This window comes from Nocardiopsis alba, assembly GCF_000710955.1.
Classification (GTDB): Bacteria; Actinomycetota; Actinomycetes; order Streptosporangiales; family Streptosporangiaceae; genus Nocardiopsis; species Nocardiopsis alba.
The window spans coordinates 1-20,630 of sequence record NZ_BAZE01000018.1; the positions used below are offsets into that span (position 1 = coordinate 1).

At 68.7% G+C, this 20,630-nt stretch carries 17 protein-coding genes and 2 rRNA genes; 11 read left to right on the forward strand and 8 right to left on the reverse strand.

Annotated features, from left to right (window positions below; translation table 11 throughout):
- A 23S ribosomal RNA gene (locus TR33_RS24610) occupies positions 1–230 on the forward strand; the annotation flags it as partial.
- Positions 231–323: 93 nt separating this feature from the next.
- Positions 324–439 (forward strand): 5S ribosomal RNA (rrf, locus tag TR33_RS24615).
- Positions 440–669: 230 nt separating this feature from the next.
- Here rrf and serB read toward each other — a convergent pair.
- The 3 genes from serB to TR33_RS24630 form a co-directional block, all read right to left on the reverse strand.
- Positions 670–1,881: a phosphoserine phosphatase SerB gene (gene serB, locus TR33_RS24620; protein ID WP_014912366.1), complete on the reverse strand. Its 1,212-nt coding sequence runs from the start codon at positions 1,879–1,881 to the stop codon at positions 670–672.
- Positions 1,882–1,982: 101 nt separating this feature from the next.
- On the reverse strand, positions 1,983–2,642 hold the full coding sequence (locus TR33_RS24625; protein ID WP_014908908.1) for a DUF1707 SHOCT-like domain-containing protein: 660 nt from the start codon (positions 2,640–2,642) through the stop codon (positions 1,983–1,985).
- 211 nt (positions 2,643–2,853) lie between these two features.
- Positions 2,854–3,615, reverse strand: coding sequence for an Rv1486c family protein (locus tag TR33_RS24630; protein WP_017532963.1), 762 nt, complete (start codon positions 3,613–3,615; stop codon positions 2,854–2,856).
- Positions 3,616–3,670: 55 nt separating this feature from the next.
- On the opposite strand from TR33_RS24630, the gene TR33_RS24635 reads away from it, so the two are divergent.
- The 3 genes from TR33_RS24635 to TR33_RS24645 all read left to right on the forward strand — a co-directional run bounded on the left by TR33_RS24635 (position 3,671) and on the right by TR33_RS24645 (position 6,624).
- The gene (locus TR33_RS24635; RefSeq protein ID WP_014911100.1) at positions 3,671–4,456 is read left to right on the forward strand and encodes an ABC transporter ATP-binding protein; all 786 of its coding nucleotides are present in this window, start codon (positions 3,671–3,673) and stop codon (positions 4,454–4,456) included.
- A 323-nt stretch (positions 4,457–4,779) separates the two neighbouring features.
- On the forward strand, positions 4,780–5,706 hold the full coding sequence (locus TR33_RS24640) for an SPFH domain-containing protein (protein ID WP_014913130.1): 927 nt from the start codon (positions 4,780–4,782) through the stop codon (positions 5,704–5,706).
- Between the two features lie 159 nt (positions 5,707–5,865).
- The gene (locus tag TR33_RS24645; RefSeq protein WP_014911264.1) at positions 5,866–6,624 is read left to right on the forward strand and encodes a sulfite exporter TauE/SafE family protein; all 759 of its coding nucleotides are present in this window, start codon (positions 5,866–5,868) and stop codon (positions 6,622–6,624) included.
- Positions 6,625–6,643: 19 nt separating this feature from the next.
- On the opposite strand, the gene TR33_RS24650 is transcribed toward TR33_RS24645, so the two are convergent.
- The 3 genes from TR33_RS24650 to TR33_RS24660 all read right to left on the reverse strand — a co-directional run bounded on the left by TR33_RS24650 (position 6,644) and on the right by TR33_RS24660 (position 8,929).
- Positions 6,644–7,267 (reverse strand): HD domain-containing protein, encoded by a 624-nt coding sequence (locus TR33_RS24650; RefSeq protein WP_014912646.1) that lies wholly within the window; start codon positions 7,265–7,267, stop codon positions 6,644–6,646.
- A 199-nt stretch (positions 7,268–7,466) separates the two neighbouring features.
- Positions 7,467–8,345, reverse strand: coding sequence for an alpha/beta hydrolase family protein (locus TR33_RS24655; RefSeq protein WP_042285791.1), 879 nt, complete (start codon positions 8,343–8,345; stop codon positions 7,467–7,469).
- Positions 8,339–8,929 carry a TetR/AcrR family transcriptional regulator gene (locus TR33_RS24660; protein ID WP_017532965.1) on the reverse strand — a complete coding sequence of 197 codons (591 nt, stop codon included), beginning with the start codon at positions 8,927–8,929 and terminating at the stop codon, positions 8,339–8,341. The genes TR33_RS24655 and TR33_RS24660 overlap by 7 nt, the downstream gene beginning before the upstream one ends.
- Before the next feature lie 450 nt (positions 8,930–9,379).
- Between TR33_RS24660 and TR33_RS24665 the strand changes: the two genes are divergently transcribed.
- Positions 9,380–10,840, forward strand: a complete 1,461-nt coding sequence (locus tag TR33_RS24665) for an aldehyde dehydrogenase (NADP(+)) (RefSeq protein ID WP_042285793.1) — start codon at positions 9,380–9,382, stop codon at positions 10,838–10,840.
- Between the two features lie 135 nt (positions 10,841–10,975).
- On the forward strand, positions 10,976–12,007 hold the full coding sequence (gene add / locus TR33_RS24670) for an adenosine deaminase (RefSeq protein WP_042285795.1): 1,032 nt from the start codon (positions 10,976–10,978) through the stop codon (positions 12,005–12,007).
- 39 nt (positions 12,008–12,046) lie between these two features.
- On the opposite strand, the gene TR33_RS24675 is transcribed toward add, so the two are convergent.
- Entirely contained in the window at positions 12,047–13,219 is a 1,173-nt protein-coding gene (locus TR33_RS24675; RefSeq protein ID WP_234305957.1) for a DUF418 domain-containing protein, read from the reverse strand.
- A gap of 285 nt (positions 13,220–13,504) precedes the next feature.
- On the opposite strand from TR33_RS24675, the gene TR33_RS24680 reads away from it, so the two are divergent.
- Positions 13,505–14,512 carry a TetR/AcrR family transcriptional regulator C-terminal domain-containing protein gene (locus TR33_RS24680; RefSeq protein WP_042285799.1) on the forward strand — a complete coding sequence of 336 codons (1,008 nt, stop codon included), beginning with the start codon at positions 13,505–13,507 and terminating at the stop codon, positions 14,510–14,512.
- Positions 14,513–14,614: 102 nt separating this feature from the next.
- On the forward strand, positions 14,615–16,597 hold the full coding sequence (locus tag TR33_RS24685; protein ID WP_017532970.1) for an APC family permease: 1,983 nt from the start codon (positions 14,615–14,617) through the stop codon (positions 16,595–16,597).
- 43 nt (positions 16,598–16,640) lie between these two features.
- Here TR33_RS24685 and TR33_RS24690 read toward each other — a convergent pair whose 3' ends face one another.
- Positions 16,641–17,756, reverse strand: coding sequence for a CapA family protein (locus TR33_RS24690; RefSeq protein WP_042285801.1), 1,116 nt, complete (start codon positions 17,754–17,756; stop codon positions 16,641–16,643).
- 832 nt (positions 17,757–18,588) lie between these two features.
- On the opposite strand from TR33_RS24690, the gene TR33_RS24695 reads away from it, so the two are divergent.
- The gene (locus TR33_RS24695) at positions 18,589–19,662 is read left to right on the forward strand and encodes a chaplin family protein (protein ID WP_042285803.1); all 1,074 of its coding nucleotides are present in this window, start codon (positions 18,589–18,591) and stop codon (positions 19,660–19,662) included.
- A 115-nt stretch (positions 19,663–19,777) separates the two neighbouring features.
- Entirely contained in the window at positions 19,778–20,629 is an 852-nt protein-coding gene (locus tag TR33_RS24700) for an SURF1 family cytochrome oxidase biogenesis protein (RefSeq protein WP_199806192.1), read from the forward strand.
- Position 20,630 lies beyond the last annotated feature (1 nt).

Genomic DNA, 20,630 nt, shown 5'->3' on the forward strand with positions numbered 1-20,630 from the left:
CGGACGAACCTCTGGTGTGCCAGTTGTCCTGCCAAGGGCATGGCTGGTTGGCTACGTTCGGGAGGGATAACCGCTGAAAGCATCTAAGCGGGAAGCCTGCTTCGAGATGAGGTCTCCTGCCTCCTTTGAGAGGGTAAGGCTCCCTGTAGACGACGGGGTTGATAGGCCGGGTGTGGAAGCCTTGTGAGGGGTGGAGCTGACCGGTACTAATAGGCCGAGGGCTTGTCCGCTGCAGATAATTGGATGTTCGCGCACATTTTTCACGGATTTTTCCCCGTGTCCTGGTTGCCTGGTGGGTGGTCTGGGGTGTGGGGGTTGGTTTCCGTGGTGGTTATTGCTGGAGGGTCACACCCGGTCTCATTCCGAACCCGGTCGTTAAGTCTCTTTGCGCTGATGGTACTGCCCTGTGGTGGGGTGGGAGAGTAGGTCGCTGCCACGGTTTTTCTTGGAGGAAGGGGCGCCCCTGTTGTGGGGGTGTCCCTTTCTTTTTTGTGTGTTGGGGGGTGCCTTGGGGTGCCCCCCCCTTTTTTTGTGCCCGAAGGTCGATTCGACGGCACCGTGTTCCCTGGATGACCGTGTTCTCCGGATGGACGAAGGCCCCTGGAAGAGGCTGTCCCTCTCCAGAGGCCTGGGTGGTCGGTCGGGCTCCCGCCCCTGCCGGGGCGGTTCTCAGCCGTGCAGGTCGGCCGCTTCGATCTCCTCGCGGGTGATGCCCAGGATGAAGGCGATCGTGTCCAGGTAGGGCACGTTCACGGAGGTGTCCGCCTGCTCGCGGACCACCGGTTTGGCGTTGAAGGCCACGCCCAGACCCGCGGTCTGGAGCATGTCCAGGTCGTTGGCTCCATCGCCGATGGCGACGGTCTGGTTCAGTGGGACCCCGGCCTGTTCGGCGAAGTCCCGGAGCGTGATGGCCTTGCCCTTGCGGTCGATGATGGGGCCGACCAGTTCACCGGTCAGGACGCCGTCGACGACCTCCAGGGTGTTGGCCGCGGAGTAGTCCAGCCCGAGACGTTCCACCAGGACGTCGGTGATCTGGGTGAAGCCCCCGCTGACGATCCCGCACTCGTAACCCAGGTGCTTGAGGGTGCGCACGAGGGTGCGGGCTCCCGGCGTCAACCGGATCTCGTCGCGGACCTTCTCGATGGCGGAGGCGTCCAGTCCCTTCAGGAGGGCCACCCGTCGGCGGAGGGACTCCTCGAAGTCCAACTCGCCGCGCATGGCCTCCTCGGTGACCTTGGCGACCTCGTCCTCGCAGCCGGCGTGCGCGGCCAGGAGTTCGATGACCTCGCCCTGGATCAGGGTGGAGTCCACGTCCATGATCACCAGGTGCTTGCTACGCCGGTGCAGGCCACCGGCCTGAACGGCGACGTCCACACCCTGGGTGGCGGACTCCATGGCCAGTTCGGCCCGGAGCTGGTCGGCGTTGCCGCCGGAGATCTCCATCTCGACGGAGGTCACCGGGTAGGCGGAGAGTCGTTCGATCCGGTCGATGTTCGCGCCGGAGCGGGCCACGCACGAGGCGATGGCGCCGAGAGCCCCCGGTCGCAGTGGAGAGGCCAGCACGGTGACGTGCAGCCGTTCCTCTCCGGAGGCGTTGACACGCCCGTTGCCGTCCGCGTACTCGACGTCCATCTCGAGGTCGATCGCGGTCTTGTCGAGGGCCGAGCGGACCTCTTCGTAGACCCGCCGGTGACTCACCCCCGGGGCGACCCGTTCGTCCACTTCGAGAACGGCGCCCAGGACGAGGCGGCCACCGAGGACGACCTGCTCCAGGTCGACGATGGTCACCGGAAAGACGGAGAGCGTGCTCAGAAGACGTGCGCTGATGCCCGGGCGGTCGTGCCCGGTCATCGTTACCAACAACGTGGATTCATCACTCATGGCATACTCCACGGTACTCGGCCGCGGTGTGCGAATGATGTCGAGGGGGCGGAGTTTGCCCAGCTAGTCCAGCATGTGGACGGTCGATCGGGAGGCGTGGGTCACTTCTCGCGACGGTCCTTGCGCTTCTTCTTCGACTTCTTGGCCTTGACGTCGACCCCGCCCAGCATGCAGGATCCGGTCAGATGTACGACGGGGGCGTTCGGGTCGGTGACCTGGTCCGTTCCGTGCAGATCGGCACCCCCCAGAATCGCCGACGTGTTGTTGATCACCCGGACGCCGTGCGGCACGGTGATGTCGACCCCGCCCATGATCACCGCGAGCTGGATGGTCACCTCGTGGCGGCTCAGCACCGCCTCGCGCAGGTCCAGTTCGACCCCGCCGCAGAGCACCGACACGTTGGTGCGCGGTTCGACCAGCCAGCGGCCACGGCGCTCGGCTCCGCCGAACACCGCCACGAGGTTCTCCGACCCCTTGCTCTGTCCGGCCAGGTCACGGGCGTCACTGCCGAGGATCTCCATGCCGTCGGGGCCGTCGGAGCGGTCCGTGCCGCCGTATCCCGGTACGGGTCCGGGGGCGCCGGGCGAGGGCAGATCGGACACGATGGGCGCGAGTTCGCCGATGGTCTTGGCCCGGTAGAGGGTGTCCAGTCGTTCCTCGTGTTCGACGGGGGTGAGGCGCCCCTCGGCCAGGGCCTCCCGGAGCCGTTCGGCAACCTGGTCCCGGTCCGCGTCGGAAGCTCGGATGTGCTCGGGTTGCATGATGACGGCTCTCCTCCTCGGTGGGTCGACCATGAAAGGTCTCACACCCAAGTATCGACGTGGGGGCGTGGTTCGGGATCAGGTGTCGCCCCTGGTTCATCCCGGAGACTCCCCGCGCTCGATACCAGGGTCCCACCCGGTGCCCTCGGGGGCCAGACCCTTCTTCCGGCTCACGAGGGACGCGGGGGCGGGTCGCCGGTCGGGAGCGCTCTCAGGGGAGCGCGATGGCGGCGTGGGCGGCGATGAGGGCGCGACGCACGCTCGCGTCCAGTTCACGTAGGGCGGCGTCTCTCAGGCCCATCTGGTGCGCGCTCACGCCGCGCCCCCGGCCGGGTTCGGCGAGCCGCAGCACGCGGGCCAGTCGTTCGGCCTGGGCGGCGACCCGATGGGCCCGGGGCGGGTACCCGTGGGCGAGTGGCGGGGTTCCCATGTCGCCGAGGTCGTCCAGGGCCCGGTGGACGGCCGGCCCGAAGGAGGCGATGTCGTCCACTCCCTGGAGGCGTTCGGCGGTCTCCATGAGGGTGAGTTTCAGTCGACGTTCCGCTTCGGGCAGATCGGGCACTCGGGGTGTGACGTTGTTCGCCGGATATGGGGTCCAGGAGACACCGACATAGGATGAACCACGCCGGTCGGCGGAGGGTACGAGTCCCACCTGTCGGTCGGACAACTGCACCAGTACCCCCTCCTGAGCCTCGATGGCGGCCTGGTTGAGCTCGGCCGGGCCGACCAGGCCGCAAGGGTCACCCCAGGTGGGCAGTGCCAACCGGAACGCGGACAACCCCAGACCACGAAGGCGTACCAGCGCGCCGCGCAGCGGTACGTCGCTGTCGAAGGGCAGGTCTCCCGGGGGTACTGTCCCGATCAGGTTGGGGCCGCCCCTGCGTTCGACGGCGTCGACGGCGTCGTCCAACCCGACGTGTCCCGACAGCCAGGCGTTGCCCCAGGCGACGAGCGGTGCGGACGTTGATTGCATTGCTTCAGGGTAGGGCGGCCCGTGCACCGGCGTGGGACGTGAGCGAAGGAGGATGATGGACGGGCGTGTTCTGGGCCTGAACGGGGTCACGGTACGACGTGGCGGGGGCCACCTGCTGGACGGCGTGGACTGGTCGGTGCTGGAGGGGGAGCGCTGGGTGATCCTGGGCCCCAACGGCGCGGGGAAGACCACTCTGTTGAACGTGGCCTCCAGCCAGACGTATCCCACCGCGGGCGGTGTGGAGATCCTGGGGGAGCGGCTCGGCGGGGTCGACGTGTTCGAGCTGCGTCCGCTGATCGGTTACGCGGGTGCCTCGGTGTCCTCGCGGATCGAGGAGGACACCCCGGTCCTCGATCTGGTCCTCAGCGCCGCCTACGGCTATCTGGGCCGTTTCCGGGAGGAGTACGGGGTCCCCGACTACGGCCGTGCCCGGGCCCTGCTGGGGCACTGGGGCGTCGGCGATCTGGCGGATCGTTCCTTCCACACGCTCTCCGAGGGGGAGCGCAAACGGGTCCTGATCGCCCGTGCGCTGATGTCCGATCCGGAGTTGCTGCTCCTCGACGAGCCGGCGGCCGGGTTGGACCTGGGCGGGCGTGAGGACCTGGTGCGCCGGATGGGCAAGCTGGCGATGAGCGATGTGGCTCCGGCGCTGGTGGTGGTCTCTCATCACGTGGAGGAGATCCCCCCGGGCTTCACCCACGGTCTGCTGCTTCGTGAGGGGCGTGTGGTGAAGGCGGGTCCTCTGGGTGAGGTGATGACCGCCGAGTACCTGAGTGAGACTTTCGGGCTTCCGTTGAAGATCGAGCGTGATGGTGATCGTTGGACGGCCCGGGCTATCTGATTCCCCGTTCGTCTCGTGTTCCGCTCCGTGTACCTCTGGTACCGGGGCGGTACTCATGTGACGAAAGTGATTGGGGATGCATTTATGACAGAAAATTATTGTCCGTAAATCCTATTTCCGTCCGGATGTGGTCGACCCGGATGGGTATGGGGTAGCGTCGACGTTCAGTGAGCGGATCGCTCTATTTCGGCGCGCCCGACGCGGATCGCTGGAGCGGGTCCGCTCCCATGCTGCCTGTCACCCCCGTCAGGAGATCCGGAGCCGCCGCAGATGCCGCCACTGAACAACGCCACCCGGTCCGACGCCGGAGGGGGCCGGTAAATATGACCTCCATCATCATCGTCGCACTCTTCGTCGCCGTCCTTCTCATCATTTTCTGGCGCAGCGTGCGTATCGTCCCGCACTCGATGGAGGACGTGGTCGAGCGTTTCGGTAAGTTCCACCGCACGCTCAGCTCCGGTTTCAACATCGTGATCCCCGGGGTCGACCAGGTTCGAGAGCGGATCGACCGCCGTGTCCAGGTGGTCAGCTTCCCGCCGCAGTCGGCCATCACCGAGGACAACCTCGCGGTCGAGGTCGACTCCGCCGTGTATATAAGGGTCGCCGACGCCTACCGGGCCACCTATGAGGTCGCCAACTTCATCCAGGCCGTCGAACAGCTCACCCTGGCCACCCTGCGCAACGTCATCGGTGGCATGAACCTGGAGGGCACGCTCACCTCGCGTGACCAGATCAACCGCGAGCTCAAGTCCGTCCTGGACGAGGCGACGCGGGACTGGGGCATCGAGATCAGCCGTATCGAGCTCAAGGGCATCGAGCCGCCGTCCTCCGTGCAGGAGGCGATGGAGATGCAGATGCGCGCCGATCGGGAGAAGCGCGCGCAGCTCCTCAGTGCCGAGGGCGAGAAGCAGGCCGCGGTGCTGCGGGCCGAGGGTGAGCGTTCCTCCTCCGTGCTGAGGGCCAAGGGTAACGCCGAGGCGCAGATGCTCACCGCCAAGGCGGACGCCGACGCCCAGACCCTGCGGGCCCGTGGTGAGGCCGACGCCATCCACATGGTCTTCAAGGCCCTGCACACCAGCCGGGTCGACCCGGACGTGCTGGCCTACCAGTACCTCCAGAAGCTTCCGGAGATCGCCAAGGGCGACGCCAACAAGGTGTGGATCGTCCCGGCCGAGATGGGCCAGGCCCTTCAGGGCGTGAGCAGCGCCTTCGAACGCATCCAGAGCGAGGTCGTCAGGCTTCCGACCTGACCCGGACGAGAACGTCGAGGGCCCGCCGTGTTCCGCACGGCGGGCCCTCGTGCGTCCGGCTCCGACAACGCGCCCCCGAGCCGATCACCGGATGATCGTGTCTCGTAGTCTGTTCGGGCCCTCGACGGTCGGGGTAGCGGCTGAACGGAAAGCGACGCGATGGAACTCTGGGAGGCCGCGGCCATCCTTCTCGCGGGGATCGCCGCTGGCGGTATCAACGCGATCGCGGGGTCGGGGACCCTGTTCACCTTTCCCGTGCTGCTGGCGCTCGGCTATCCGCCCATCACCGCGACCGTCTCCAACAGCATCGGCCTCGCTCCCGGTTCGCTCAGCGGGACCATCGCCTATCGGCGGGAGCTGGTCGGACAGCGTTCCCGGCTGATCCGGTTCGGCGGCATGTCCTTCATCGGCGCGATCACCGGCGCGATGTTGCTCATCTATCTGCCGCCGGGGGTCTTCGAGGCGGTGGTGCCGTTCATGATCGGCGCCGCCTGTGTCCTGATCGTGCTCCAACCCCGGATCACCAGGTGGGCCAGGTCGCGTAGGCCCGCCTCCAAGGACGGCGGCCCCTGGATGCCGGTGGGCGCCTATGTCACGGGCACCTACGGCGGGTACTTCGCCGCCGCGCAGGGGATCCTGCTGATCAGTCTCCTGGGCGCGACCCTGGACGAGGATCTCCAGCGGCTCAACGCCCTGAAGAACGCGCTCACCACCATCGCCAACAGCACGGCCGCCGTGTTCTACATCGTGCTGGCCTCGCCCGCGTGGGCGGTGGTCGGGTTGATCATGGCCGGGACGATCATCGGGGGTTATCTGGGCGCCCACTTCGGGCGCAGGCTCAGCCCCACGGCGTTGCGGGTGTGCCTGGTGCTGGTGGGGCTGACCGCCGCGATCCAGCTCCTCATGGGCCGGGTCTGACCGAGGTCCGCCGCCGGGTTCAGGCGCCGAGGTAGCCGCGTCGGGTGGCGTCGTCGATCAAGGCGGTCGCGTACGCGCCGAGCGCCTCGGAGCCCTCCGTGATGAGCTTCACCTTCGCCATGACCTCGGCGCGGGTGATCCCGAAGCGCACCCAGGTGCCTCCCTCGTTGTGCCAGTTGGCGAGCATGGGGGAGAGGCGGTCGATCGCCCGGGCGAAGCGTGCCTCGGGGGTGGTCCTGGCCTCGAACTCGTCCCACAGTTCGCGGGCACGCAGGGCCTGGTCCTCGGGGAGCAGCGGGAAGAGTCGGTCGGCGGCGGCGCGCTCGCGCTCGGCCTGGGACTCGGAGTCGCGCTGGTCGTAGACGAAGGTGTCGCCGGCGTCGATCTCCACGATGTCGTGGATGAGGAGCATCTCGGTGACGCGTTCGATGTCGGTGCCCTCGGGCGCGTACTCGGCGAAGGTACGGGCGGAGAGGGCCAGATGCCAGGAGTGTTCGGCGGAGTTCTCCCGGCGGGAGCCGTCCACCAGCAGGTTCTGCCGTAGGACGCGCTTGAGTTTGTCCACTTCCAGGATGAAGCGCAGTTGCGCGTTCAACCGTTCGTTGTCGACCCCGCTGGCAAAGACCGGTGCCGGTTCCGTCACGTGGTTCGCCCTCCTGAAGGATGAACGGATCAGGTGGGACCGCTGGGCGCGGTCGCCACTGGATGATCCCATGGAACACGCGCCGCCTGTCGCGTCGGCGACCGGCGACCGACCTGAGAGAGAAGGCGGCGAGGTCCCTTGGGTGAACGCGCGGTGACCCCGGCCCTTCCGGGTTCGCCCGGACACCGAGGGGGAGCGCTCATCCTCCGGGGTCCGTGCGGACCTGGGAGGAAACGGTCAGGTTCCTATGGAACCATTCTGTCAGCGCCCGGTCGGTGAGGACCCCCGCCGGAGTGATCGGTCCGGGTTCGAGGCCCGGTTCGGGGCCGATCGAATGCGCCAGGTCCGGTACGACGATGTGACGGAGCGCATGTTCTCCGTCCTGATGGGCGAGCCGATCGTGGAGGGCCCGGCCCGAACGGGGCGGGGCGACCTCGTCCCGGCCGCCGTTGATCACGAGCAGGGGCGTGGAGCCCGGGGAGAGCTCCTCGGCCCGTGCGATCAGGTGCAGCCGTTCGTGGGCGCCCCGGGCCCGCGGTGTCCATGGGTAGGGGACACCGGTGCGTCGTTCGCGTGCGGCCATCAAGAGGGCCGGATCGACGATCGGGTTGATCACGGCGGCGGCGCCCACCGGCATCCGTCTCTCGGCCAGGGCGAGAAGGACCGCGGTGGCTCCGGCGCCCACGCCGACCAGGCCTGTGGGGGCGTCGGTCACGGGAAGGGCGGACCGGAGCTCTTTCTCGACCTCGCCCAGTTCGGCGGCGGCCCGCTCGACCACGGGGCCGAAGAGTTCGGTGAGGTAGTCGCGTTCACCGAGCCCGTTGACCTCGGCCACGCCGCCGGGGGGCAGGCGTGCTCCGAACAGGGGCAGACCCAGGTAGACCCGCCAGGCCGGTAACGAGGCCATGGGGACCGTCCCGGCGAGGGCGGCCTCGCTCCGGGGCGGTTCGAAGGCGTGCAGTCCGATGACGAGGGGCGCCGGGGCCTCGGTGGGGGCGGCCGGGGGCAGGACGAGGTAGGGGACGCCCGCGGCGGTGCCGGTGCGGGGCGCCGCGAGGGTTCTCGCCTGGTCTACCACGGATGGTCGCTCCCCTCCTGCTCGGAGAACTGGGACAGGTAGCCGCTGACCAGGCGCTTGGCCTCGTGGATCAGGTCGGGGTCCCCTTCGGGGTTGCCGCGGAAGGCCAGTTTGAGGACGGCGTCGGCGGCCTCCACGGAGACGTGGATGGCGCGGTCGAGTCCCTCGTCGTCCGAGATCTCCGCGGAGGAGACGATGATCTTGCGCAGTCGCTCCGAGATGACCCGGTTGTTGTCGCTGCCTCCGTTGAGCAGCCGTTGGTCGACGATGTCGCCGAAGTGCAGGCTGCGAAAGCCCGGGACGTTCCGGTGCATGTCGATGTACTCGTCGATGATCGCGTCGACGGCGACGGTCCAGTGGGTGAAGGAGACGTCGGCGAGGCGTTCGGTGACCCTGGTGCCGAACTGGTCGAGAAAGCGCAGGCCCAAGGCCTGGGTGATCGCCTTCTTGTCCGGGAAGAACTGGTAGACGGAACCGATGGCCACGCCGGCCCGTTCCGCGATCCGCGTGGTGGACAGGTTGTCGTAGCCGACCTCGTCGAGGAGTTCGGCGCAGCAGTCGAGCATGCGCTGCACGCGGACCATGCTGCGTTGCTGTGCCGGCAGCCTGCGTAGAGGGGCTTGCGCGAACGCGAGATCGTCGTGGGCGACTCTGTCTGGTCCACGGCTCTCGCGCCGTGTGGAGGTCCCCTTCTCCGACTCGGGGGACCGTCGCGCGCGGGGGGGTGCTGAGCTTCGGGAATTCGTCGTCACACCACCTATGATGCCTTTCCGGAATCACCTGGTTCCGGGAAATTCGAGTTTCGTTCGAGCGGCCTCCGGAAAGCATGGTCGTCTTCTCTCTTGGTCGGTGTTCGTGCAGGTGAAACCGGTTGGAGAGGTATCCACCGCCCTCTTTTGTCGGGTTTCTCCAGGGCGTCGCGGTGTGTGACCGCATCGTCGCTCACCGAACGTTCGCCCCCGTGCGCTTCTTCGATGCCCGTGGCATCGTGGTGCCGTACCGCGTCGTCGTACCCACCCCCTGGAGGTTCCGGCATGACCGATGAGACGTCCGAGACGACGATGGAGGAACTCGACTCCGTCCTGCGACGCGCGGCCGAGGCGGCGCCGCTCCTCGCGTCGACCGCACCCGCCGACCGGGCCCGGATGTTGCGTTCGGTGGCCGACGCCTTGGACGGCGCGGCCGATCGGCTGGTCCCCGTGGCCATGGCCGAGGCGCACTATCCCGAGACACGTTGTCGGAGCGAGCTGGGCCGCACCACCTTCCAGCTGCGCCTGTTCGCCGACGTGCTGGAGGACGGCGGGTACCTGGAGGTCATGGTCGATCCGGCCGATCCGGAGTGGGGGACGCCCCGCCCCGACGTGCGCCGGTTGCTCGTGCCCCTGGGCCCCGTGGTGGTGTTCGGGGCGAGCAACTTCCCCTTCGCCTTTTCCACCGCCGGGGGTGACAGCGCCTCCGCCCTGGCGGCCGGCTGTCCCGTCGTGGTCAAGGCCCACCCCGGCCATCCGGAACTGGCCCGGCTCACCACGGACATCGTCGTGGAGGCCCTCGCCGAGGCGGGGGCACCCGAGGGTGTGTTCGCCCTGGTGAGCGGGTTCGAGGCGGGGCGCTCCGCGGTGCTCCACCCGAATACGCGCGCGGTCGGCTTCACCGGTTCCATCCCCGGCGGCCGTGCCCTGTACGATCTGGCGGTCTCGCGCCCCGATCCGATCCCGTTCTACGGGGAGCTCGGCAGCGTCAACCCCGTCTTCGTGACCCGGGCGGCGATGGCCGGGCGCGGTGCGCGGATCCTGGAGGAGTACGCCGCTTCGGCCACGTCGGGGTCGGGTCAGTTCTGTACCAAGCCGGGGGTCGTCTTCCTGCCGGAGGGGGCCGAGACGGGGTCCCTGGTGGCCGACTTCGAGGCGCGCGCGGCGGCTCCGCTGCTCAACGACCGGGTGGCCGACGGGTTCGCCCGAGGGTTGGACGCGTTGGCCGCCCATCCCGCCACGAAGGTCCTGGTCCAGGGCGTGCGGACCGAGGAGGGGTGGACGCCGAGCCTGTTGAGCACGGACCTGGACTCCCTGTTGGAGCACTCCGAGGAGTTGCTGAACGAGTGTTTCGGCCCGGCCACGCTCGTGGTCTCCTACCCGGACGAGCGGCGTCTTCTGGAGGTGGGCGGTGTCCTGCACGGCCAGTTGACGGTGACCGTCCATGGCGAGGAGGACGATCCGATGGCCCCGGCGCTGTTGGCCTTGGGCGCCTCGGTGGCGGGTCGGGTGATCTGGAACGGTTGGCCGACCGGGGTGGCGGTCACGCACGCGATGACCCACGGCGGCCCCTACCCGGCGACGACGGCCTCGACCCACACCTCGGTGGGCTCGACCGCGATCCGTCGGTTCCTGCGTCCGGTCACCTATCAGGCGGTGCCGGAGGCCCTGCTACCGGCCGAGTTGCGGGACGCCAACCCGCTCGGTGTGCCCAGGAGGGTGAACGGGGGGACCCCGTCGGTCTGAAGCCGGGCCGGTGGTCCGGTCCGCCCGGACCACCGGCCCTTCTCTCTCCGCCCTGGTGGGGGCTTTCTGACGGATCGGTGTGAGGTCGAGCCGCGAGGGGTCGGGAATCGGTCTCCGCGTGCGTACGCTCACGCCATGAACAGCCATGCGACCGCCCACGACATCGAATCGTTCGTCCGCGAACTGCCCAAGGTGGAGCTCCACGTCCACCTGGAGGGCTCGATGCCCGCCGAGACCCTCTTCGAACTGGCCGCGCGCCACGAGGTCACCGAACTGCCGGACACACTGGAGAAACTCAGGGAGTGGTACGTCTTCACCGACTTCCCGCATTTCGTGGAGGTGTACCTGGCCTCGGTGCGCACTCTGCGGGAGGAGGCCGACTTCTCCCTGTTGGCCTCGGTCGTCGCCGAGCGCCTGGCGGCGCAGAACGTCCGCTACGCCGAGGTCCACGTCAGTCTGTACACCCACTTGATGCGCGGGGTCCCGGCCAAGGTCGTCTTCGACGGGATCGAGCAGGCCAGGATCAGGGCCGAGCGTGAGCACGGGATCCGGCTGCGCTGGATCCCCGACTTCCCCTCCGACTTCGGGCCGGAGGCGGCCGAGGCGACGGTGGAGGCCGTGCTGCGGGACGGTCCGCCGAGCGTGGTGGGTTTCGGGGTGGGCGGGATCGAGTCCCCGATGGAGCCCTACACCGAGGTGTTCGCGCGGGCCCGGGCGGCGGGTCTGGCGAGTCTGCCGCACGCCGGGGAGCACGGTGGGCCGGTACGGGTCCGTGAGGCTCTGGACCTGCTGCGCGCCGAGCGGATCGGGCACGGGATCGACAGCATGAGGGATCCGGAGCTGGTGGCCCGCCTCGTCGATGAGCGGATCCCGGTGGACGTCAGTCCCACCTCCAACCTCCGGACCCGGGCGGTGGAGCGGATCGAGGATCATCCCCTGCCCGCGATGCTCGACGCGGGGCTGGCGGTGACGCTCAACAGTGACGACCCGACGATGTTCGGCAGCGACCTGACCGGCGAGTACCTGCTCGCCCACGATCTTGTGGGCGCCGAGGGGCTGGTGCGGCTGCTCCGTAACGGGGTCGAGGCCTCCTATCTCGGAACGGCCCATCGACACGCCCTCCAGGCCGAGATCGACGGGGTGGTCGAGCGGCACGGGGTGGCCTGAGCGGCTCCGGGCCCGGGGGTCCCCCGGGCCCGGAGACCCCTATCGGGTGGGGCCGTAGGTGAGCCGGCGCAGGGCGGTCTCGGCCGGTCCGCGTCGGTCGCCACGACGCATGAGGTCGGCCAGTAGCACGGTGGCCCCCCATACGGCCACGGCGATGGCGACGCCGAGGGCGGAGGAGGTGAGCTGCACGTGGAGCGCGTAGGAGGAGAACAGCACCGCCCACACCACCGACTGCGCCAGGTAGAAGGTCATGGAGCGTTGCCCCAGGGCGGACAGGGCGTCGGTCACCCGCCCTCGCCGGTCGTTCAGGTGGACCGCGATCAGGGCGATGAGCGCCGCGTAGCCCAGACCTCCGGCGTAACCGGTCACCTGGTGCAGCGGGGTGATGAGGAGGAGGTCCAGTGGTGTGGCGTCGGTCCACACACCGGTCTTGGTCAGTGCCAGGGGGACCCCGCCCAGGACGGCCAGGGGGATGCCGACGAAGGCGGCGGCGCGCAGTAGGCGCAGGTGTTCACGAGGCTTCTCCAGGACCCGGTGCCGGGCCGCGAGGACCCCGATCAGGAACGGCACGACGGTGCTGAGGAACATCAGCACGATGAGGAACGGGTAGAAGGACAGGCGGAAGAGGAGCTCGTCCACGAACCCGTCGGGCATCAGGGGCGTCCCCTGGCCGTTCATGGCCTCGTCGGCGGCGAGCAGGGCGTGGGCGGCCGCGGCCAAGGGCAGCCAGAGCGACGCCAGGATCACCAGGGTCCGGTCGCGGAGACGCAGCACCCCGACGAAGAGCAGGGCCACGATGCCGTAGACGGCCAGGATGTCCCCGAAGAAGAGCAGCGCGGCGTGGGCGACCCCGAAGACGATCAGCCAGAGGCCGCGTCGACGTAGGAGGGCCCGGGTCGGACGCCACTCGTGTCCCTGTTCGGTCCGACGGTGGTGGATCTGGGCGAGGCCGTAGCCGAACAGCGCCGCGAACATCGGGTACGCGCGCAGGTCCACGAAAACGATGGTGCCGCCGGTGGCGATCCGGTCGAGGACGGTGGGGGCGGTCTCGTCGCCGCCGATGAACACGGTGAACAGGTGCGCGTGGGCGAGCGCGATGAGCAGGAGCATGATCCCGCGCGCCAGGTCCGGAGCGAGCGATCGGTCGGCCGCGGGGAGCGGGCGGTTCGTGGTGTCCGGTGCGCGGGGCACGGACGCGGACGTCTGGGACATGGCGGACTCCGGGCGGTCGTGGGTGAGGGTGGGTGGAACGGTGTACGCGATCAGGGTCGATGAACGCGGTGCCAGTGGGTGGTGTACCTCGTGCGTACACAATAAACAAGAAACACCCTTCATAGAAATCCTTTGTAAAATCGGGAATAACCTCGCAAGTGCACTAGTGCTCTCTGGGGATGTCCAGGTGTGGAGCGGGGAGGGGGCGCATGTGTCGCGACGCTCTTCAAGGGGTGGTGCACTAGTACACTTGAGGTTCTCGTCGTGTGATCCGAGAGGAGGACGATGAACGAGGACACGGAATCGGGACTCGCGCCCTACGCGCGGATCGTCGCCGACATCCGCTCGTGTATCGACACGGGGGAGCTGCGACCGGGGGACCGGGTGCCCTCGACCAGGGAGATCACCCGACGATGGGGGGTCGCCATGGCCACCGCCACCAAGGCGCTCACCGTCCTGCGTCGAGAGGGGCGGGTCGAGGCCGTGCGCGGAGTGGGGACGGTCGTTCGAAGAGCACCCACGACGGACCCTGTGCCCGCCGACCCCGCCGGACCCGTGGCCGAGACGTCCGAAGACGGAGGATCGAGGGGACGATCGCGTACCACCCCGGGCGCGGAACGTCGGCCCCACCCCGAACCGCACCTGACCCGCGAGGGCATCGTGCGGGCCGCCATCGCCATCGCCGACGACGAGGGCATCGAAGGCCTGTCCATGCGTCGGGTCTCGACCGAGCTGCGGGTCAGCACCATGGCCCTGTACCGGCACGTCGCGAGCAAGGGAGAACTGCTGACGGAGATGGTCGACCACCTCTACACGGTCGACGCTCTTCCCGAGCCCCCGCCCGATGATTGGCGGCGAGCGCTCGAGGTGGCCCTGCTCGGCGAGTGGGAGATCTACCGCAGACATCCCTGGGCGGCGCGGCTGACCGTGATGGCGGGCGGTGTCGTCTCTCCCGGGCTCATGAGGAACGCCGAGTGGATGATGAGGGTGATCGTCGCTCAGGGCAACACGCCCGACGAGGCCTTGGAGATCCTCACCATCGTGTCCGCCTACACCTCCGGCATGGCCTTGCAGGCCACCCGGGTGGCCTTGGAGGAACACGAGATCGGCATGGACGCCGCGCAGTGGTGGTGTCACCGGGGGCCGGATCTTCATCGACTCGCCGATCAGGGCGCCTATCCCACCATGTTCGGTGTGTCCGGCCCACCCGACGTCGACGGGATGTTCGAGCCCGGAATGCGAAGGCTCCTCGACGGGATCGCGCCCCTGATGGAGAGGACCGGGACGCTCTGAGGTCCTCCCGGTCGCTCCGGAAGGACCGACACGCCCACGACCTGCCCTCCTTCGACCGTTCGGCCACGCAGACTTGGGCGAGGACGTTCGGTCGGGGGAGACGTGTTGAAGCAGGACGCCGCGCGGGACGGTTACCACTGGGAGGTCCCCTGCCGGGGGCGCAGACTCGGACGGTGGTCGGCCCCGGTGGCCCGGTGGATGACGGCGCACCAGGTCGACGACGTGGGCGGCGCGGGCTCTCGCCCGCGGGCGGAGCGACAGCACGCCTGGTGGAAGGTCATGTGCCTGACCGGGGTGGACTACTTCTCCACGCTGAGCTACCTCCCCAGCATCGCCATCCTCACGGCCGGAGCCCTCTCCCCGATCGCCACCCTGCTGATCGTGTTGCTGACGCTGTTCGGCATGTTGCCGATCTATCGGCGTGTGGCCGAGCGCAGCCCGCACGGTCAGGGGTCGGTGGCGATGCTGGCGCACCTGTTGCCGGAGTGGCGGGGCAAGTTCCTGGTCCTGTGTCTGCTCGGGTTCGTGGCGACCTCCTGGATCATCACCATCACCCTGTCCACGGCCGACGCCACCGCCCACCTGGCGGCCAACCCCTACACGCCCGCGATGATGGCCGAGCACCCGGTGCCGGTCACCCTGGTTCTCCTCGCCCTGCTGGGGGCGGTGTTCCTGGCGGGGTTCAAGGAGGCCGTGAGGTTGGCGATCCCTCTGGTCGTGCTGTTCCTCGCGTTGAACCTGGTGGTCGTGGTGGCGGCGTTGGGTCACATCGCCGCCGACCCGCGGCTCCTGTCCCAGTGGGAGGGCGGCCTGTTGGACGGCGGTCTCTGGTCGACCACCACCGTCGTGCTGCTCGCCTTCCCGCTTCTGGTCCTGGGGCTGTCCGGGTTCGAGACCGGCGTGAGCATGATGCCTCTGGTGCGCGCGGAGGGGGAGACCGCCGAGGAGCGGCTACGGGCGCGGATCGCGAGCACCCGCAGGCTCCTCACCACCGCGGCGGTGATCATGAGCGTCTACCTGCTGGCGACGACCTTCGTCAGCGGGGTACTGGTCCCCCGCCAGGACGTGGTGGCCGGCGGCCCGGCGGCCGACCGCGTCATGGCCTACCTGGCGCACGACCTGCTCGGGCAGGGGTTCGGTACCGTCTACGACGTCTCCACGATCCTCATCCTCTGGTTCGCGGGCGCCTCGGCGATGGCCGGACTCATCAACATCGTTCCGCGCTACCTGCCCCACTACGGGATGGCCCCGGCCTGGGGGACCGCCGTCCGACCGGTGGTCCTGGTCTACACGGCCCTGACGATGGTGATCACGATCGTCTTCGGCGCCGGGGTGGACGCCCAGTCCGGCGCCTACGCGACCGGCATCCTGGCGATGCTGGTGACCGCGGCGGTGGCGGTGACCGTCATCGTGCACCGCAAGAGGGCGAGGTGGGCCACGCTCGGGTTCGCGGTCCTGACCTTCGTGTTCGGGTTCGCGCTGGTGGACAACATCGTCACCAGGCCGGACGGGTTGGCCATCGCCCTGCTGTTCGTGGTGGCGATCATCGCGGTCTCCCTGATCTCCCGGGCTCTGCGCAGCACCGAACTGCGCGCGCACTCGGTGGATCTGGACGCGACCGCCCTGCGGTTCGTCCGTGAGGCCGCGCGTCACGGACGCCTCTTCCTCTTCGCGAATCGGCCGCGTTCGGGCGAGGCGGACGAGTACGCGGCCACCGAGGCCGAGCAGCGCCGACTCAACCCGGTGTCGCTGCGTGTGCCGCCCCTGTTCGTCGAGGTACGGGTCCACCACCCCTCGGACTTCGAGGGGACGCTCGGTGTGAGCGGTACCTGGATCCACGGGCATCGTGTGCTGAGGGTGAGCAGCCCGGCGGTCCCCAACGCCCTGGCGGCCGTCCTGCTGTGCCTGCGCGACGCCACCGGCACGATCCCGCACTGTTACTTCGCCTGGTCCGAACGGTCGCCGGTGCGGGCCTTCTTCCGCTTCCTGATGCTGGGCAACGGAGGCACCGCCGGGTTCACCCGGGAGATCCTTCGGGAGAACGAGCCCGACGCCGAACGCAGGCCCGTGGTGCACGTCAGTTGAACGGGCGGGCCCGGGACGAGCCGTCCCGGGCCCGCCCGTCGTGTCAGACGGGGGAGTCGCTCAGGGGCAGGTCGCACTGGACGCGCATATCGGTCCAGGTCCGTTCGGCCCGTTCGGCGTCGACCCCCTCGTAGGGGATCGGGACACCCTCCTGGATCCGGGCGGGGGTCCAGTCGGACTCCAGGACCCGGCCCTCGTGGAAGGTCAGTGTGAGCACGCCGGTCTCGGCGGTCGGGCCGCTGAAGTTGTAGAACACGAAATTGCTCAGGCCGTAGTGGGCGTATCCCTCCCCCTGGAACCCTCCCGGGGAGAGCACGTGGGCATGACCGCCGACGACGGCGGCGGCCCCCGCCTCGAAGAGCTCGTCGGCCAGTGAGGGGGCGTGCGGAAGCGGGCAGTGCGCGCCCTCCAACCCCCAGTGCAGGAAGACCACCACGTTGTCGTGCTCGTCGGCGGCCTCGGAGACCGCCTCCAGCATCCGCTCCCTCATCTCGCCCTTGGTGGAGGCCAGCCCCGGTGAGCCCTCTCCCGCGGTCCACTCGGGGATGAGGTGGTCGTCCATGACGTCCGTGGCGCCGAACAGGGCGACGGTCTGTCCGTTCACCTCGGCGACGTGCGGTGTGTAGGCCTCGTCGATGTCACGGCCGGCGCCCACCAGGGCGACCGGAGACCCGTCCCCGTGGTCGAGGGTGTCGAGCAGGCCCGACTCTCCGTAGTCCATGCCGTGGTTGTTGGCGACGGTGGCCACGTCCACGCCGGCGGCGTCCAGGGCCTCCAACGCGCTCGACGGCGCGCGGAAGACGAACTCCTTACCGGGTACGGGGACCCCGCCCTCGGTGACGGCGGTCTCCAGGTTGACCATGGCCAGGTCGGCCGCCGAGAGGTGTTCGGAGACGGGGCCGAGCGCGGTCGCGGGGTCGGCGAGACGGGGGCGGAGGATGCCCTCGAACATCACGTCCCCGCCGAAGGCGATGGTGAAGGGCTCTGTGGCGGGTTCGTGGGAGGACTGCGGGGCCGCGGTGGCCTCCTCTTCGTCGACGGAGCCCCGTTCGAGTGGTTCGGGGGGCTCGTTCGTCGAGCAGGCGGCGGCGAGGACCAGGGCCGAGAGAGCGGCGCTCATGGTGAGGAGCCGGCGCGGTCGTGGCTGTTCGAGGTTCATGCGTGCTCCAAGAGGGGGACGGAGGGCATGGCCGTCGGTGGAGCACGCGGCCGTGGAGCCCGGTCGTCCGTGGGGTCGGATGCCTGCGGTGATCTTCGGCCCCGTCGTCGCCTCGTGTCCCGGGTGCCGGAGACGGTCGGACTCTCCTCTCGGGGCAGGGGAAAGTGTCGGGAGCGGACAGGTCCAACGTCAGGATAAACGCTTCTGACCAGCGAATTCATTGTTCTTTCCGTGGTGTTCCGGGGTTCTGGTGGGCAAAGGTTCGGAGGGGGCCCTTGTGCCATGAAGGGGCGAATCGGTCAATTTTCTCTCTTCGGACTTCTGTCTTTTTCAAGACGATTATGGACGCAAGGAATGAGGCGCTCTACTGGGGTGGGGAAAACGAATCTACGAAGTCCTTTCGTAGTCTTCTTTTCGATGAACTCCCGAAATTTTTTCACCCCGAGTCGTTACACAGAGTCACTGTAATGCGACGTGTAGTAGCTCTATGCAACCCTCGGGCCTGCGAGTATGCCCGTTCGTAGTGGAGCATGAGCATATGGTGATGATGTGCGTGGTGGGCGATTCCTGAAACGGCCTGCGCGCTCGCCCGCTCTGCTCTAACGTTTCGGTCCGTTGGCGGTCGTCCATGGAACGAACTCCGAAAGGGCCGAACCGTCACCCATGCACGTATACGCGGGCCACCCCGCCGTCCCGACTCCGTCGCGGACGGGCCCGCCCACCGTGCGACCCGTCCACGCGGCCGTACAGAGACCGCCGGGAATCGGGCGCACGGACCTCGCGCTCCGCTCGGCGCGTCCTCTGGCAGTCTTCAGAAAGGTCCAGCCGCACCATGCGCAACACGTTCCGTTACTCCTTCGCCACCGCTTTGACCGCGGGTCTGGTGATCGCGCCGCTCAGCGCCGCCTTCGCCGACGCCACGACCAGCGGTGCCGGCGGTGTGGGAAGCGGCAACCAGATCGTCGTCCCCGTGGACGTCGAGGCCGACCTGTGCGGTAACTCGATCGCGGTCCTCGGCATCTCGCAGGCCCAGTGCACCAAGGTGTCCGAGGTCCTCTACGAGACCAGCGGCCAGAGCGCCTCCACCGACGGTTCCGGAGGCGCCGCCTCCGGCAACCAGATCGTCGTCCCGGTCGACGCGGCCCTGGACATGTGCGGTGACTCCGTCGCCGTGGCCGGTGTCTCCGAGGCCGACTGCGTCTCCGTCGTCGAGGCCCTCCAGGAAGAGTCGGAGAAGACCCCCTCCACCCTCGACACCGACGGTTCCGGTGGCATCGCCTCCGGCAACCAGCTCAACGTTCCGGTCGGCGCCGCCATCGACATCTGCGGCAACTCCGTCGCCGTCCTGGGCGGGGCCAGCGCCGAGTGCACCACCATCATCAACATCATCCAGGCCACCCCGGAGAACACGGGGAACCCGGCCAACAGCGCCTCCACCGACGGTTCCGGTGGCATCGCCTCCGGCAACCAGGTCTCGGTCCCGGTCTCCGCCGCCGTCCAGATCTGCGGCAACGCCGTCTCCGTCCTCGGCATGGCCGAGGCCGCCTGTGTCACCAAGATCTCCGACGAGCGCGAGAAGCCCGAGGAGGAAGAGGAGCAGGAGGAGACGGAGACCGAGGAAGAGACCGAGACCGAAGAGGAGACGGAGACCGAAGAGGAGACCGAGCAGGAGAAGGGCGAGGAGAAGGAGACGGAGAAGGAGGAGGAGAAGCAGGAAGAGGAGACCTCCTCCGGCACCTCCGACGACAAGCCCGCCCCCGTCGACCAGGCCGGTGGCTCCGAGCTCGCCGTCACCGGCGGTGCCCTGAGCGGTCTCGTCGCCGCCGCCCTGGCCGCCATCGGCGCCGGTGGCGCCGGTCTCTACTTCGCCCGCCGCAAGCGTCGGGCCGCCGCCGAGGAGATCTAGGCTCCCGCGCCTCGGAAACGACCCCGACCAGGGGAACACCGCTCCGGCCGCATCGACACCTCCCCGACACGGGGGCGGTGTGGTGCGGTCGGAGCCGTCTCATAACCTCGAAGACGTGCTCAAAGTCCTGTTCTCCCGTCGCATGCTGGCCTTCCACGCGCTGGTCGTACTGCTCGTGCCCGCCTTCATCTGGCTGGGCTTCTGGCAGCTCGACCGGGCCGGTCAACGCGCTTCGGCCGTCGACCTCCAGCGGGGCAACCTCGCCGCCGAACCCGTCTCGGTGGACGAGATCGCCTCCGTGGACGAACCGGTCTCCCGCGACGACCGCTGGCGCACGATCGAGGCCACCGGAACCTGGGACACCGACCACCAGCTCCTGCTGCGCAACCGGGACGGCTCCCAGGGGGTCGGATTCCACGTCCTCACCCCTCTGATCACCGAGGACGGCACCGGCCTGCTCGTCAACCGGGGCTGGATCGAACGAGGGGAGACAGCACAGGACACCCCCGAGATCCCCGAGGTGCCCGAAGGAACCGTCGAGTTGACCGGGCGCCTCCAGATCGGCGAGACCGAGGAGAACACCGGCCTGCACGGCCGCGACGGACTGCCCGAGGGGCAGATCATGATCGTCGACGTGGCGGAGCTCTCCGACGAGCTGCCGTACCCGATCTACGACGGCTACATGGAGCTCACCGGCCAGGACCCGGCGCCCGAGTTCGTCCCCGAGTACGTCGAACTGCGCGAAGAGGACAGCGGGATGAGCGCCTCCTACGCCGTCCAATGGTGGGTGTTCAGCGTCGTCGCCGTCATCGGGTGGATCGTGCTCATCCGCCGTGAGCTGCGCGATGCCCGACAAGAGGACTCCGAGGGCGACGGCGCGCTCACGAACGGCGACACTGGTGGGGGACCCGCCGGGGAGACCTCCGGCGTCGACGAAGAGGAACAGGTCCCTCGGACCCGGACGTAGG

Coding starts and splice junctions, on each gene's coding strand:
- TR33_RS24645 (WP_014911264.1), top strand. CDS start 5,866: ATGGAACTCTGGGAGGCCGCGGCCATCCTTCTCGCGGGGATCGCCGCT.
- TR33_RS24695 (WP_042285803.1), top strand. CDS start 18,589: ATGCGCAACACGTTCCGTTACTCCTTCGCCACCGCTTTGACCGCGGGT.
- TR33_RS24625 (WP_014908908.1), bottom strand. CDS start 2,642: ATGCAACCCGAGCACATCCGAGCTTCCGACGCGGACCGGGACCAGGTT.
- add (WP_042285795.1), top strand. CDS start 10,976: ATGAACAGCCATGCGACCGCCCACGACATCGAATCGTTCGTCCGCGAA.
- TR33_RS24680 (WP_042285799.1), top strand. CDS start 13,505: ATGAACGAGGACACGGAATCGGGACTCGCGCCCTACGCGCGGATCGTC.
- TR33_RS24630 (WP_017532963.1), bottom strand. CDS start 3,615: ATGCAATCAACGTCCGCACCGCTCGTCGCCTGGGGCAACGCCTGGCTG.
- TR33_RS24665 (WP_042285793.1), top strand. CDS start 9,380: ATGACCGATGAGACGTCCGAGACGACGATGGAGGAACTCGACTCCGTC.
- TR33_RS24640 (WP_014913130.1), top strand. CDS start 4,780: ATGACCTCCATCATCATCGTCGCACTCTTCGTCGCCGTCCTTCTCATC.
- TR33_RS24635 (WP_014911100.1), top strand. CDS start 3,671: ATGGACGGGCGTGTTCTGGGCCTGAACGGGGTCACGGTACGACGTGGC.
- TR33_RS24660 (WP_017532965.1), bottom strand. CDS start 8,929: ATGGTCCGCGTGCAGCGCATGCTCGACTGCTGCGCCGAACTCCTCGAC.
- serB (WP_014912366.1), bottom strand. CDS start 1,881: ATGAGTGATGAATCCACGTTGTTGGTAACGATGACCGGGCACGACCGC.
- TR33_RS24675 (WP_234305957.1), bottom strand. CDS start 13,219: ATGTCCCAGACGTCCGCGTCCGTGCCCCGCGCACCGGACACCACGAAC.
- TR33_RS24690 (WP_042285801.1), bottom strand. CDS start 17,756: ATGAACCTCGAACAGCCACGACCGCGCCGGCTCCTCACCATGAGCGCC.